This is a genomic window from Paenibacillus sp. BAC0078, assembly GCF_054483875.1.
Genome location: NZ_JBTLRW010000002.1, coordinates 148,613 through 161,609, shown reverse-complemented (window position 1 = coordinate 161,609; position 12,997 = coordinate 148,613). Strand labels below are relative to the sequence as shown.

The 12,997-nt window shown below is 46.4% G+C and carries 14 protein-coding genes; 8 read left to right on the top strand and 6 right to left on the bottom strand.

The features are described from left to right. Positions 1-111 precede the first annotated feature (111 nt). The gene (locus ACX1DY_RS04160) at positions 112-612 is read left to right on the top strand and encodes a C40 family peptidase (protein ID WP_458962943.1); all 501 of its coding nucleotides are present in this window, start codon (positions 112-114) and stop codon (positions 610-612) included. Between the two features lie 62 nt (positions 613-674). On the opposite strand, the gene ACX1DY_RS04155 is transcribed toward ACX1DY_RS04160, so the two are convergent. Together ACX1DY_RS04155 and ACX1DY_RS04150 are read right to left on the bottom strand one after the other, a co-directional pair. Continuing rightward, on the bottom strand, positions 675-2,048 hold the full coding sequence (locus tag ACX1DY_RS04155) for a sensor histidine kinase (RefSeq protein WP_458962942.1): 1,374 nt from the start codon (positions 2,046-2,048) through the stop codon (positions 675-677). Then, positions 2,045-2,743 carry a response regulator transcription factor gene (locus tag ACX1DY_RS04150; protein WP_458962941.1) on the bottom strand — a complete coding sequence of 233 codons (699 nt, stop codon included), beginning with the start codon at positions 2,741-2,743 and terminating at the stop codon, positions 2,045-2,047. The genes ACX1DY_RS04155 and ACX1DY_RS04150 overlap by 4 nt, the downstream gene beginning before the upstream one ends. A gap of 184 nt (positions 2,744-2,927) precedes the next feature. Here ACX1DY_RS04150 and ACX1DY_RS04145 point away from each other — a divergent pair, with 184 nt between their 5' ends. Continuing rightward, a complete protein-coding gene (locus ACX1DY_RS04145; RefSeq protein WP_458962940.1) occupies positions 2,928-3,503 on the top strand; it encodes an undecaprenyl-diphosphatase in 576 nt (191 codons plus the stop codon). 49 nt (positions 3,504-3,552) lie between these two features. Here ACX1DY_RS04145 and ACX1DY_RS04140 read toward each other — a convergent pair whose 3' ends face one another. Then, a complete protein-coding gene (locus tag ACX1DY_RS04140; protein WP_458962939.1) occupies positions 3,553-4,581 on the bottom strand; it encodes a glycosyltransferase in 1,029 nt (342 codons plus the stop codon). A 209-nt stretch (positions 4,582-4,790) separates the two neighbouring features. On the opposite strand from ACX1DY_RS04140, the gene ACX1DY_RS04135 reads away from it, so the two are divergent. From ACX1DY_RS04135 to ACX1DY_RS04120, 4 genes are all read left to right on the top strand, one after another. Then, a complete protein-coding gene (locus tag ACX1DY_RS04135; protein ID WP_458962938.1) occupies positions 4,791-5,072 on the top strand; it encodes a hypothetical protein in 282 nt (93 codons plus the stop codon). A 216-nt stretch (positions 5,073-5,288) separates the two neighbouring features. Then, entirely contained in the window at positions 5,289-5,771 is a 483-nt protein-coding gene (locus ACX1DY_RS04130; RefSeq protein ID WP_458962937.1) for a class F sortase, read from the top strand. Further along, positions 5,771-6,904 carry an amidase domain-containing protein gene (locus ACX1DY_RS04125; protein ID WP_458962936.1) on the top strand — a complete coding sequence of 378 codons (1,134 nt, stop codon included), beginning with the start codon at positions 5,771-5,773 and terminating at the stop codon, positions 6,902-6,904. The genes ACX1DY_RS04130 and ACX1DY_RS04125 overlap by 1 nt, the downstream gene beginning before the upstream one ends. A 477-nt stretch (positions 6,905-7,381) precedes the next feature. Next, entirely contained in the window at positions 7,382-8,863 is a 1,482-nt protein-coding gene (locus ACX1DY_RS04120) for an oligosaccharide flippase family protein (RefSeq protein ID WP_458962935.1), read from the top strand. A gap of 15 nt (positions 8,864-8,878) precedes the next feature. Here ACX1DY_RS04120 and ACX1DY_RS04115 read toward each other — a convergent pair whose 3' ends face one another. After that, on the bottom strand, positions 8,879-9,553 hold the full coding sequence (locus tag ACX1DY_RS04115) for an HAD family hydrolase (protein ID WP_458962934.1): 675 nt from the start codon (positions 9,551-9,553) through the stop codon (positions 8,879-8,881). Positions 9,554-9,682: 129 nt separating this feature from the next. After that, positions 9,683-9,937: an AbrB/MazE/SpoVT family DNA-binding domain-containing protein gene (locus ACX1DY_RS04110; RefSeq protein WP_019912087.1), complete on the bottom strand. Its 255-nt coding sequence runs from the start codon at positions 9,935-9,937 to the stop codon at positions 9,683-9,685. A 298-nt stretch (positions 9,938-10,235) separates the two neighbouring features. Between ACX1DY_RS04110 and ACX1DY_RS04105 the strand changes: the two genes are divergently transcribed. Both ACX1DY_RS04105 and ACX1DY_RS04100 read left to right on the top strand, forming a co-directional pair. Next, positions 10,236-10,655 (top strand): MarR family winged helix-turn-helix transcriptional regulator, encoded by a 420-nt coding sequence (locus ACX1DY_RS04105; RefSeq protein ID WP_458962933.1) that lies wholly within the window; start codon positions 10,236-10,238, stop codon positions 10,653-10,655. A gap of 138 nt (positions 10,656-10,793) precedes the next feature. Then, positions 10,794-11,444: a hypothetical protein gene (locus ACX1DY_RS04100; protein WP_458962932.1), complete on the top strand. Its 651-nt coding sequence runs from the start codon at positions 10,794-10,796 to the stop codon at positions 11,442-11,444. 591 nt (positions 11,445-12,035) lie between these two features. Here the strand turns inward: ACX1DY_RS04100 and ACX1DY_RS04095 are convergent. Next, positions 12,036-12,965: an alpha/beta hydrolase gene (locus ACX1DY_RS04095; protein WP_458962931.1), complete on the bottom strand. Its 930-nt coding sequence runs from the start codon at positions 12,963-12,965 to the stop codon at positions 12,036-12,038. Positions 12,966-12,997 lie beyond the last annotated feature (32 nt).

The following is a 12,997-nucleotide window of genomic DNA, read 5'->3' as shown; positions in this document are numbered from 1 at the left end:
AAAAAAGCAGACGTATTCAGCTATCCATCAGCACTTGGTAAATGTTGTTGAATTTATGTGTGATAGAGTTTATTCAGGTGATCACCCTAACAAAACACTGGGAGGCAACATATGAATACAGCTTACAAAAAAAGACGTTTCCGCAAGTTTGGTATTGGAGTCAGCTTAGGGATAGCCTTGCTTTCAGCCGGGACAGGTTTTTTGGATAACACAAATATGGCTTATGCAGCTACAGCTACATCTACATCTATTGCGGATCAAATCATCTCGACAGGCCTGAAATATCAAGGGGTTCCTTATCAATTCGGAGCTAAGTCCGGAAGAACTGATGTTTTCGACTGCTCCTCTTTTACACAGTTTGTATTTAAACAGAGTGGAATATCTCTTCCGCGCTCTTCCAGACAGCAGTCCACTGTCGGCACATTCGTACCGAGGGATCAGCTTCAGCCGGGAGACCTTGTATTCTTCTATTCCCCTATTCATCATGTCGCCATTTATATGGGCGATGGAAAATTGCTGCACACATTCGGAAAAGGTGGTGTCACGGTCACTTCTCTGAATACCGGCTGGTGGAACTCCCACTACGCAACAGCGCGCAGAGTCTTGCCTTAAGGGAGGACAAGCCGTCTCTGTTTACATACAGAGACGGCTTGTTTGTCTATCTGGAGCTATACCTAAGGTTCAAGCATTCTGGATGGACGAACTGCCGGAAGCTTCACAATAACCTCGGTTCCAGTACCCTCATTGCTCTCAATTTGAATCCATCCGTGATGCTCCTCCACAATCGACTTGGCAATGGGCAAGCCCAGGCCTGTTCCTCCTGTTTTTCTGTGACGCGAGCTGTCGGTACGGTAAAACCGTTCAAATACATGCTTTACCTCTCCCAAGGGGATTCCAATTCCATAATCCTTAACGATGAATTGAACGTACTCAGCTTGTTTAGATATATATATTTCTACCGGGGCTGTGCTGTATTTCAAGGCGTTGTCCAGCAAAATTATCAATAGCTGCTTTATTTTACTGTGATCCGCTTGGATAACAATCTCCTTTTCCTTTACATGCAGGATGATTTTCCTCGTGCTTAACTGCCTGAAGTGGGCAATCACTTGCTTACAGGTTTGTATTAGCTCCACAGCTTCGAGCGTTAATTGTCCGCCTTGCTGGGAGGAAGCCAGATTGAGCAACTGTTGTGTCATCACTCTCATGCGTTTAGTTTCCTCATAAATGGAGCTTACCGCTTCCTCCTGCACCTTTTCATCATGAGTACCCCAGCGTCTAAGCATATTCGAGTACCCTTCTATGATCATTAGTGTTGTATTGAGCTCATGGGAGGCATCGGACACAAACTGCTGCTGGCTCCAGAAGCTCTCCTCCAGCCTGTCCATCATCCGGTTAAACGTTTCTGTCATTTCAAAAAGTTCATCAGCACTTTGCCCTTTAATGGGAATCTTCTTAAAGGTCAGACTGCGTTCGATCTCTTTCATCGTCCGTATGCTGCTTGAAATGGGCTTCACGACCGTGCGGGAAAGCAAGCTTCCACCCAGCATACCCAGAAGCACTGCTCCGAAGGTGGTGAATGTCAGTGTTGTAACCAGAATACGAATATTAGTCTCCAAATCCTCCAGTTTCTCTGCGATTTCAAACCTGGTCAAGCTACCATCAGGGGTGACCACAGGAATACAGACCACAAGTATCCGTTTGCCCTCTTTCTGTAGAAGCTTGATGCCTTTAGTAGAGCTATAGTTAAGCGGCACCCCATCCAGATTATAATCAGCACCATTCGAGATATTGCGTATGGCAGTTGAACCGGCTACAGTTATCCGAATCACGGTATCTTCTGTTAATGAATCGTTAAGCAATGAATTCTGAGCTTTCTCATTCAAGAATATCGCTTGTTCCACAATAGGCTCCCATTTGCCCAGCAGCATTTCACCCGCATTTTGGGCGGCATTATTAATAAATAATGAATACACTGCGACATCTACACACAATAAAATGCCAATAAGCAAAAGAGTTGTCAGTAAAGTGATTTTGGTTCCAAGCTTCACTCCTCCCCCTCCTTGATGCAATAACCGACCCCGCGGATGGTTTTGATCAGCTTGTTTTTGAACCCGGAATCAATCTTTTTTCTAACATAAAGGATATAGACATCGACTACATTGGTATCTCCGACAAAATCAAAACCCCAAACATGATTAATAATCTGCTCACGGCTCAGTACATGGTTTTTGTTCTCTGTCAAATAAACCAATAGATCGAACTCCTTGAGGGTAAGCTCAATCTTCTGCCCTTCACGGATCACATCTCTCGTGTTTTTGTCAATGATTAAATTTTCAATTTGAATAAGGGATGGGGGCTTCACTGGAGAAGGGAGGCTCCCGCGAAGTCTGATATTGGCTCTGATTCTGGCCAGCAGCTCCTCAATTTCAAATGGCTTCGTAATGTAATCATTAGCCCCCTGATCTAACCCGGCTACTTTTTCAGAAGTGGTATTGCGGGCAGTTACCAAAATCACAGGAGTAAAAGCATCCACTTTCCTTAATCTTCTTAAGACTTCCACTCCGTTAAGTTCAGGAAGCATGATATCAAGAATAATGAGCTCCCATTCTTGACTGAGTGCTTTCTCTAATCCCTCCTTGCCGGTTTCGGCAATTTCCACATGATACCCCTCATGGGTCAGCTCCAGTTCCAGAAGCCGGGAGATTTTTGCTTCATCGTCTATAACCAGGATGGACTGCTCCACATTCACTACCTCCTTTGTTTAACCTGAAAAATGGACAGGAACCACCCGCTTGGGAGTAGTATCCTGTCCAGTGTAATTTCTTATTCATCAGCTGTTTCCATATTCATTCTTAAGATTAATTTAAGAGATCATTAATAATTGCAGATTATAATTCAAAATAAAAACAGTAAGGATGAGAACCTTAATGAACTATCAGTTATTTCAAATTGTCAATAATTTTGCCGGTAAATGGGATTTCATTGATGATTTAATGGAGTTTTGTGCACAGGATATTGTATGGGTGATGATTGCTATGATCGCCATTTTATGGTTCACCCATAAGGAGAAATATCAGCAGTACGCATTCTATGCTCTTCTGTCCGCAGCGGTCGCTCTGGCAATAGCAGCTTTATGGATATCTCCTGAAGTCAATCAGCCTCGTCCATTTGTACTCCATGTTGTGCACCAGCTGATTCCACACAGTGCAGATGCTTCTTTTCCAAGCGATCATTCCACGCTCGCCTTTTCCCTTGCGTTCAGCCTCTTGTTTGCAGACCGGAAATGGGGACTACTAGCCTTGGCAATGGCATGCATAACCGGATTTGCCCGTGTGTATGTCGGAGTACATTACCCCGGAGATATTGCAGGATCAGCCGTACTCGCCGCTCTAATCAGCTTTTTGGTTTATACAATGCGCTCCCGCTTGAATCCCGTTGTAACCCTGTTAATCGGAATCTACAACAAAGTCATATCCACGCTGCCTAAATTATCCCATAAATAAACAGCAAAAAAACAAACGGCATGGCCCCTGAATCGGAGCATGCCGTTTGTTAATCGTATACTGGATGGATATTTTTATTACCGGATTCCCTCTTAAGAATTTCGTGATATATCCTTAAATAACTGTCTGTCATCTTCTTATTGGTGAACCGTGTATGAACATACGCTCTTAAGAGGTGCGGGGCTGGATATTTCTTCTGCCTTGCCTTAATCGCCATCTCACTCACAGAATTGCAGATCAGATAAGGGAATCCGGATAATACCTCCGGTACTGCACCTTTTCTGAATGCCAGCACCGGAGTGCCGCAAGCCATGCTTTCAACCATTACAAGACCGAAGGGTTCTTCCCATAATGACGTGAACAGCACACATTCCGCATGTTTGATTAACTGTTGCTTTACTTTTCCGCCAACAGCTCCAGCATAATGGATATTCGGATTTTTCCGGATGCGGGGCATAACTTCAGTGCGAAAAAACCTGGAGTTTTTCACAGGGCCGGCGATAATCAGCTTCTTCCCCGTCTTTTCTGCAACTTGTATGGCCTGCAGAACCCCCTTGTTGCGAATAATCCTGCCTAAAAACAACATGTATTTATGTTTATCTGTACTAAATTCATATTCACCCGGATTTATCCCATTATAAACATATAAGCCTTTGTTGTTCCCCAATATCCGGCGGGCACGCTTACTTACGTATACTGGATACTTAACACGCCGCTTGACCGGGATGTGGACTGTGCACACCGTAGGAATCCTGGGATAAACTGTGCCAAGCGCGGAACGGAACGAATGGTCATGGATAATATCCGTCCGCTCAGGGATTTTACTCAGCACAAATCTTGCGAGGCCTCCGTGCCTAAGCCCCTTAGGATAAGTAATAAGCTTTGCTTTGCTCCGGCTACCCGAAGCTGCAAATAGATAGACCTCATGTCCCCGTCTGACCAGTTCCTCCGTCAGCTCATAAACAATTTTCTCAGTTCCTCCCTTAACGGAAGGTAGGGGCTGGGCTTGTGGATAATTTGAAATTACTTGTATAATTGTTAATTTTTTATTTTTCGGAAGCTTAACGGACTTTTCCATTACAACCGGGCTCCCTTCAGCTCTTCGTTTTTATCCTGCGGATTCAGGGATACATTAAGCTATGCAAGAAAACAAATCTTGACCGGGCGCCCGGAATGACATCCAGGAATGCCGGGGATTTTGACTGGTGGCATTATTTGACTAACTAAAAATCGGATTTTAGGCAATATTAATTTCGGGGAAAAACTCTTCGAGGAGGAATTTATTTAATGAAAAAGTTGTCTGTAGCGATCTTGTCGGTATGTTTGATGATGAGCGCCGCTTCTGTGGTACAAGCTGCTCCTGTTGAAACAAAACATGAGCAAAAGCATGAGAAGAAATTACATGCCGAAAGCGTCCACAAAGCAAAAGTGCACAAAGAGCATGCTAAGAAAATGCACACGCATGCCAAATCACTCAAGGCAAAAAGCATGAAAGCTAAGAGCATTAAAGCCAAAGCAACCAAAATGCCAAAATCCGGCTTCGGCGGTGCCAGCGAGCAAATGGAATAGGAGGATGAAAGAGGGCGAATCTCACTTCTCCCTCTTTCTTTTCTACACATGAAAAAAGGGGTATCCGTATTTTTTTTGATGTTCATTTGTCTCAGTCTTGCCGGCTGCTTCGAATCCCCATCCGGCAACAAGGAACAGCTGGGAGATTTGGTTCCCGAATCCTCACCATCATTGCCGTCCTTACCGCCCTCGGCGGCGCCGACGGAAAAGCCCAAAATGTCGAAACTCGAAAAGACCGAGATTCTTCCAGTGAAATTTTTGCCGGACCGGATGGAGATTCCTTCTATCTCAGTGAAGGCAGCAATCAAGCCTGTTACTATTCTGGCTAATGGCCAAATGGATGTGCCCAAGGACACCGATGTGGCAGGTATTCTGTATCCGGGAATTTTAGCCGGGGAAAAGGGAAACGTTATTATCGACGGGCATGTGGACAGCTACACAGGTCCGGCGGTGTTCTATAAATTGAAGAGGCTGAAGCCGGGAGACCGGATTATTGTCTCCGACAAGAAAAACCACAAGCTGGCCTACACTGTCGAGTCGGCAGAGGTCTTTGCTCCGGCACAAGCGCCGGTGGAGCGGATATTCGGCAAGACTGAGGAATACCGCCTGAATCTTATCACCTGTACGGGAAGGTACAGCAGAAAGAAAAAGGAACATGAACACAGGTTAGTCATCTTTGCGAAGATAGGTGATAAATGATGAAGCAGTTCAGAAAAAACAGGTGTCTGCGTGCAGCAGCCATTGTAATAATATTAGCAGCAGCTATGTATTCTCCGCTCCCAAGGGCGGCAGCAGATTCAGATAAGCATGAAATTGAATCAACGCTGAACCAAATTTTCAAGGACAGGGCGGAGGTGTTGCTCCACCCTCAGTCGGAGGTCATTAACAAGTATTATATTCCGGAAAAATTAAGCCAAATGGCGCTGGAGCATGAGCGTTTACGGGCCGAGTATGTAAATAGCTGGGCAGCAAAAAGAACCATTAAACTGACAAGCTCAGAGTCCGGCATTCGTATCATCCGTCAGAGCATCATTGGCGATATGGTCAAAATTTCCCTGGTTCAATCACATAAAGTAGGATATGTATACATCAATAAAGTGATGACGCCGGAACAGGTTTTCGGTGTTGGAACGAGGCATTTTCTCACATTAAAGAAAGATGGCGGCACGTGGAAGATTGCACGGGAATGGTATCTTGATCCGCTGGATGAGGACCCCCGTAAAATTGCGGATGGACCGGAGAGAACAGCTTCATCACCCAAAGCAAACGCCGAACCGGTTGATGGTAAAAAATATAAGCGCAAGCGTGCCGTGCAATATGCCCATAAATATGCCGGTGCCGCATGGGGTGCGGGAAATAAGCATCACTATAACAAAAAGTATTTGGATTACACAGGTAAAGGCGGCGACTGCACCAATTTTGCCTCACAGGTCATCGGCGATCAGGAGGAAGGCGGAGGTTTACCGATTGCGGGCGGGTGGCGGTATTTTGCCAATTCGGGCGGTACACAAACCTGGGTGCAGACAGATGCCTTCAGTAATTTCCTTACCAGGTCCGGCTATGGCAAGCTTATTGCCAAGGGCGATTACAAGCATATCGTAACTCCTTCGCAAAAACACCCGGAGGGTGCGGTTTCAGAGCTTCAGCCTGGTGATCTTATCGGTTATATTCTGCACCATAACGATACGGACCATTTCTCCGTCGTTGTCGGCTTCGATGATCACGGCTATCCTCTGGTCAATTCCCACACAGCAGACCGCTACCGTGTGCCCTTTGATTTGGGCTGGGACTGGAACACCAAGTATCAGTTGTTTCACATCAGGGATTATTGAGCCTCCAACACGGCTAAAGCCGTGGGATTCCTAGCTAGTTAACGCACGCAAGCCATTTCTGTTTTGTGCAGACTGCTAAGTCAAGAGCTAGCTCATTAGCTCGTCCTGGATCAGAGCCTATAGCTATCCAGGCTGATTGACTGTTACCATCAATCACAGGTGGGTGGTCAGATGTTTTAACGTCTTTGGCATGACGGACTTCATAGATTTTACGCTCGGAAAGTCTTCTTTATGTCCGAGCAACCGCATATCTATGCTGTTTTCAAAAGAGCGAACACCTGTTTTGATTATATCAGATCAAACCATGTAGGACAATTAAGCTGTCCAAAGACAGCCCTTGTCCTAAGCCGATTCATCCCATGCCTGAAGACGTTGGGCTTTCTCGGCTATATACTGTAAATTGATGCTTGTCAGCATAACACAGGTTTATCGTAATACAGTAGATATATAAACCTATGCTGTTGTGCTGGAGGAAATATGAGAATACCCCGGCTTTTAAAGCAGTCCGCAATCAGGGCCGGCGCCATGCTGCTAGTAAAATTGATTGGACTGGCCGGCCGTGTGGTCCTGACCCGATTGGTTGGCGCAGAGGGAATCGGACTTTACCAAATTGCTTATTCATTCTATGGCTTCGTGCTTATGCTTACAGGCGGCATACCCACGACACTTGCCATTGCAACCGCAAAAACGCCCTCACAAGGCTGGAAATTCCTGAAGACCATCTCGCTATGCATGATACTTTCAGGAGGAATAATCAGTCTGGTGATTTACAGCAATTCATCTGTGATCTCCGGTTTGCTTGGCAATCCGTCCCTGGAATACGCGGTCCGCAGTCTGGCCCCTTCCATATTTGCTGTTCCGCTGCTAAGCCTGGCAAGAGGATATCTGCAAGGAATGAAGCAAATCGGAATTATTGCATGGTCGGAGATTGCCGAGCAGGCATCCAGATTTTTGTTCATGCTGCTCATTATCTGGCAACTGGGGTGGCTTGGAATTGAGCGGGCAGTAGGCTATGGACTATATGGCACTCTGATTGGGGCTGTAATCTCGTTCACCCTGCTGACCGTTTATATTTCTCTGAACAACAAGAAGATCACCTTTATCGAGCCTTATCACCGGCCTCTGCCCCTGATATGGTTCATCAAAACCTCACTTGTTATTTCAGCCACACGTATGCTTATCCCGGCTTCGGAATTCATTGATGCTCTTCTTATTCCAAACCGGCTGCTGGCAGCGGGACACAGCACCTCCGAAGCGACTGCAATATACGGAGTAATCTACGGAATGGCGGTCATTATCGTGTATTCCCCCACGCTTCTGACCGGAGCCCTCAGCCATACCGTATCCATGCATATTGCCGCCGCCTGGCAGCAGGGAAATCAGAAAAGAGTGGCCAGCCTTTCAAGCCTGGCGCTTTATGCCTGCTGGTTATGGGGACTGGTGTGCGGATTGTTTTTATTCGTATATGCGGATGAACTGTCCTTCTTTATCTTTAATACCGCACACGTTAACCAGGTAATCCGTTATCTGGCGTTCATTCCGCTTATCGTTGGCTTTCGGGAAATCTCAACCAGCATTTTATGGGCACAGGATATTCGCAAAAATCCATTTTTCGGGCTTTTATCAGGAATCATTTGCGCTATCATTATCCAGTATTTTCTAGTTGCGCTACCGGGGTTCAGCTACAAGGGGGCTGCTGCCGGAATACTCATGCTAGAGGTGGTTGCTGCCTGCTGGAATTTCAGAGTACTGCACCACAGTGAGGCAGGCCTGAAGCAAATCCTGCTCCCGCTGCTGTACGATCTTGCCTTTGTATTCGTCACTCTATCGGCACTGACACGATTGTTCCACCACTCCGCGGAAATCTTAAGCTTATGGCATTTTCTGTCTATGAGCTTCTTATATTTTACGATCTCAGGGGTGTACATGTATTTTCGTTCCATACGAAAGATGCTATAGCTTCAAGCAGAGGCCTTATTCTGCGCTGTCGTACAGGGCGATCAGTTCATCGAAGGCGGAAATAATTACGTCAGAGCCTTTCAGCTCATCCTGCCGTCCGAAACCCGCATAGGCGCAGCCGATGACCGTTTGCCCGTTGCCTTTGCCGGCCTCCACATCAGATGAGCGGTCGCCGACCATCCAGGCATCCTTGATGCCGTTATCGTCCAGCAGAATGTGCAGCAGCTCGGTTTTGGTTGCAGTGCCTTGTCCGCCTGCGCTGTAGAGGCCATCGAACAGCCCCTTCAGCTCATGCACCACAACAATGCTGTCAATGTAGTCCTTCAGTCCATTGCTGGCTACGAACAGCTTCACACCACGCTCATGCAGCGCCGCAAGAGTCTCGGTTACCTTTGGATATAGTAATGTGCCTCCGGCTTCCAGTCCTTCGATCTCCAGCTTCAGCAGCAGCTCATCGGCACGGCGGTGAACGGCTTCATCGACATCCGGCATCACTCTCTTCCAGATATCCGCCAGCAGCATGCCCAGGCTGCTCAGAATCAGCTCTTCAGGCGGAGTTGGTCCGTGGTACAGCCCCTCCTCGCGCAGCGCATCAAACATTTTATGATAAGCAGGCAATAGCAGGCTCTCCGTCTGAAATAGCGTTCCATCCATATCAAAGATTATCGCTTCCGGCTTCTTCAGTTTCATGAACGACCCATCCCTTTCATTATGTATGCATAGGCCTATGATATAGGACAAAAGGGACCGGAAGCAAGCACCATTACGGCGCTGTTCCGGTCCCCGCTGTTATAAGCCTTGGGATGTTGGGTAATCAGATTATATGCGGTCGAAGCTCGCGATCAATTCGTCAAGCACATCTTTGCTGACCATTTTGCCTTTGAAGTTGATCAGATTTTCCGCACTTCCGGAGAAAATGCAGGTAGGCTCATATTTTCTGAGAATGATCTTTTCGCCATCGACAAAAATTTCAAGTGGGTCTTTTATGTCAATTCCCATCGTTCTGCGAAGTTCAATCGGAATCACGATACGTCCCAGTTCATCTACTTTTCTTACAATACCTGTTGCTTTCATCTTTGCATCCTCCCTTGAAATATCACTTATATAATCATTGGTGTTAAAAGCTTTTAATGCTTCTAAAAAGTTGAAATGATTACTTTATATTTGCATTGTAAGGTGCTATTTCTTTCCTGTCAATTTTATTTCTACATCTTTTGATATTAATCGACAAAAAATTCGACAAAATTTTGAGCACATTCGACAAAAACTGAATTTAGGCCTGATTTGGCAGTCATTCTATAGACCTCTCCACTTGACAGTAAAGTTATACCTTCTATATATTTTAATCACTATACTAAATTGGAGTGTTTCCATGAGCGCAGAAGCAGAGAAAGAACAAGCCATTTATAGAGTCATGGATAATATGGCCATTGTGCAGCAGAAATCACAGGCTTTCGTAGACCTGATATCTAAGCGGGAATCGCTATCCCAGAACCAGATCATGTTAATGTTTCAGCTTCAGCTCACAGGGAGCTTGAATATAACAGATATTGCTGAAAGATTCATGATTACGCCTGGAGCCGCTTCGTTCATGTGCGATAAGCTGGAGGACCAGCGATTTGTCGAAAGAATTCGGACGAAGGAAGACCGCAGAGTGGTCAAAATCGCTCTCACAGAGCAAGGAACACAGCGTATCCGCTCCCTATTCGATACATTTGAGGCGGCTGATCTCGACAAAATATCCAACACGCTGCAGAAGATCAATGACCTGATGGGCGACATTGTAAAATAATTATTCTATAGAACGCACTGCACTCTCCGCATGAGGTGCAGTGTTTTTGTGTGCTATTCAAATTTATTATATTGATTATATATTTCGATTAATATATATTTTAGTTACTAAAATAAATGAAAATGGGGTGAACCTACAATGCTCAATCCAGCCCAAGCACCTCCGGTAAAAGTACGCGGTTCTCTGGTGCGGCGGGGAAATATGGAGGCTTCTCTGGTGAACGTTGTTGGACATTTGCATGTTGAAGGTGATTTGAAAGCAGAGAAGCTGAAAATAAAAGGTGAATGCTCCATCAGACATTCCTGCCAAGTGAATGAAGTAGCCCTCCTCGGAAGTCTTCGTACTGAGGCCCTTCAGACAACAAGGGTTAATTCATCAGGATACTTATCCGTAACACAAGAAGCGGCCGCAGAAGACTTTCAAGCGGACGGCAGTGTGCGGATCAACAGCTTGTCCTGCGCCAGAACAATTCATATTCGCCTGGGTTCAAGATGCAGGATTAAACACATGACGGCTGGAGAGAAAATTACCATATCACCTTCTTCCAGGTTGATTAATATTTTGATGAGACCATTTCGGAGATTAAGCTGTGAGACCATTGAAGGCGCGGCAGTTACGTTGTATCGGACGACAGCCAGCATCGTCAGCGGGGAGGATATCATCATTGGACCCGGATGCATTATTCAAGAAGTCCGTTATAGCAGATCACTTACAGTTGATTCCAAATCACGAGTCGACAAAATCGTCCAGATCAATGATACCGGAGGATGGTATGAGACATTACTCTAATTCAAGGCCTTATATACTAAAATTCATCGCAAAAAGCTGTGTCATCTTATTTTTCGTGCCGATTCTCGGTACTTGGTTAGCGGGGAGTGCAATTTGTGCTGTTATTGCTCCGATTGCAGGCGTGCTGCGAACCTTGGGGGTGAGCGGCATAGGAATGAGGATATCCCCCGGTTACTCCTTGCCGGTTATGTTCAGCATTCCATTTGGTCTAGGTCTAGCCTTAGTACTTTGGATATCATTTTATTACACAAGACGCTTGTTGCGGATATGCCTGAAGTTCATACAAAGCTAAATCAGTTGAACTTGAAGAAAAAATAAAAAGGGCCGAAGTGACGGAGGGGAAGTTTGGAACTGGAGGAGCGGTAGCGACCGCCTTTGTCTCCGGATTTCATCCGCTAAGAGCGGTATAAATCAAGAAATTTGGAGACAACAGCGGCCGGAAGTCCAAACATTCACCGTAGTTACGACCAGACCCCAATATGAAAATCTATGGTTCAACTGATATAGCTAAAAAACCCTCCGTGAATTGGTCGAATTTCTTCCCGCTCACGAAGGGTCTTCATTACACCTCGCATGTATTGCGGAATCGAATCAGCTAAAGGCTCTTGCCAATGCGTTGACATAATCCGTTCTGGCGCGCCTGCTAACCTCAGCGTCCGGAACAACGTGTTCAAAGCCATGATAGCCGCCGGGATACAGATGAAATTCCACATCGACACCGGCCTGTGCCAATCTGGCGACATATTCAATCGTCTCATCCCGAAATGGATCAAGCTGTCCAATACACGTATAGGCGGGAGGCAGACCGGTCAAATTATTTGAGCGGCTGGGCGCTGCGTAAGGAGATACATTGTCGCCGGCAGGTCCTCCAAGATACATCTCCCACGCGGCCAGATTGTTGGCCCGGTTCCAGACCGCCGGATCGGTAATTTCATGGCTGGAAGGCGTAACATTCCGCTCGTCGATCATCGGATACAGCGGCATCTGGAAGCAGAGTGAAGGACCGCCCTTATCCCGGGCCATCAGCGCCAGAGCTGCGGCCAGTCCTCCTCCAGCGCTCGCCCCGCCAACTGCGAGCCGGGACAAATCTACATTAAGCCCATTGCCCGGTTCAGCCAGCCAGCACAATGCTGCATAGCTATCCTCAATGGCTGCCGGAAACGGATACTCAGGCGCAAGCCGATAATCAGGCGATACAATGATACAGCCCGCTGCCTCTACAAAGCTTTCGCATAACGCATCATCTCCGCTTGGGTAACCAAGTACATAACCGCCGCCGTGAGTCCAGAGCAGCGCTGGCAGCGCGGTTCCATCCCGCTGAGCCGGTTCATAGATTCTGACCGATATCTGATTCGAATCGGCTACCGGCAGAGTGCGTTCCGTAATTCGAACGAACTCCGACTTTTCAGCAGGCGGTTGAACAAACTGCCGGGCCGAAGCCAGATCTCCGGGCAAATGGAGCGGCGGCAATTGCGATATCCCTTCTTTTAATTCCGGGGCTACTCTGTTCATAAAATCCATCTATAATTCCTCCATTATGTTTCGTATTCCGA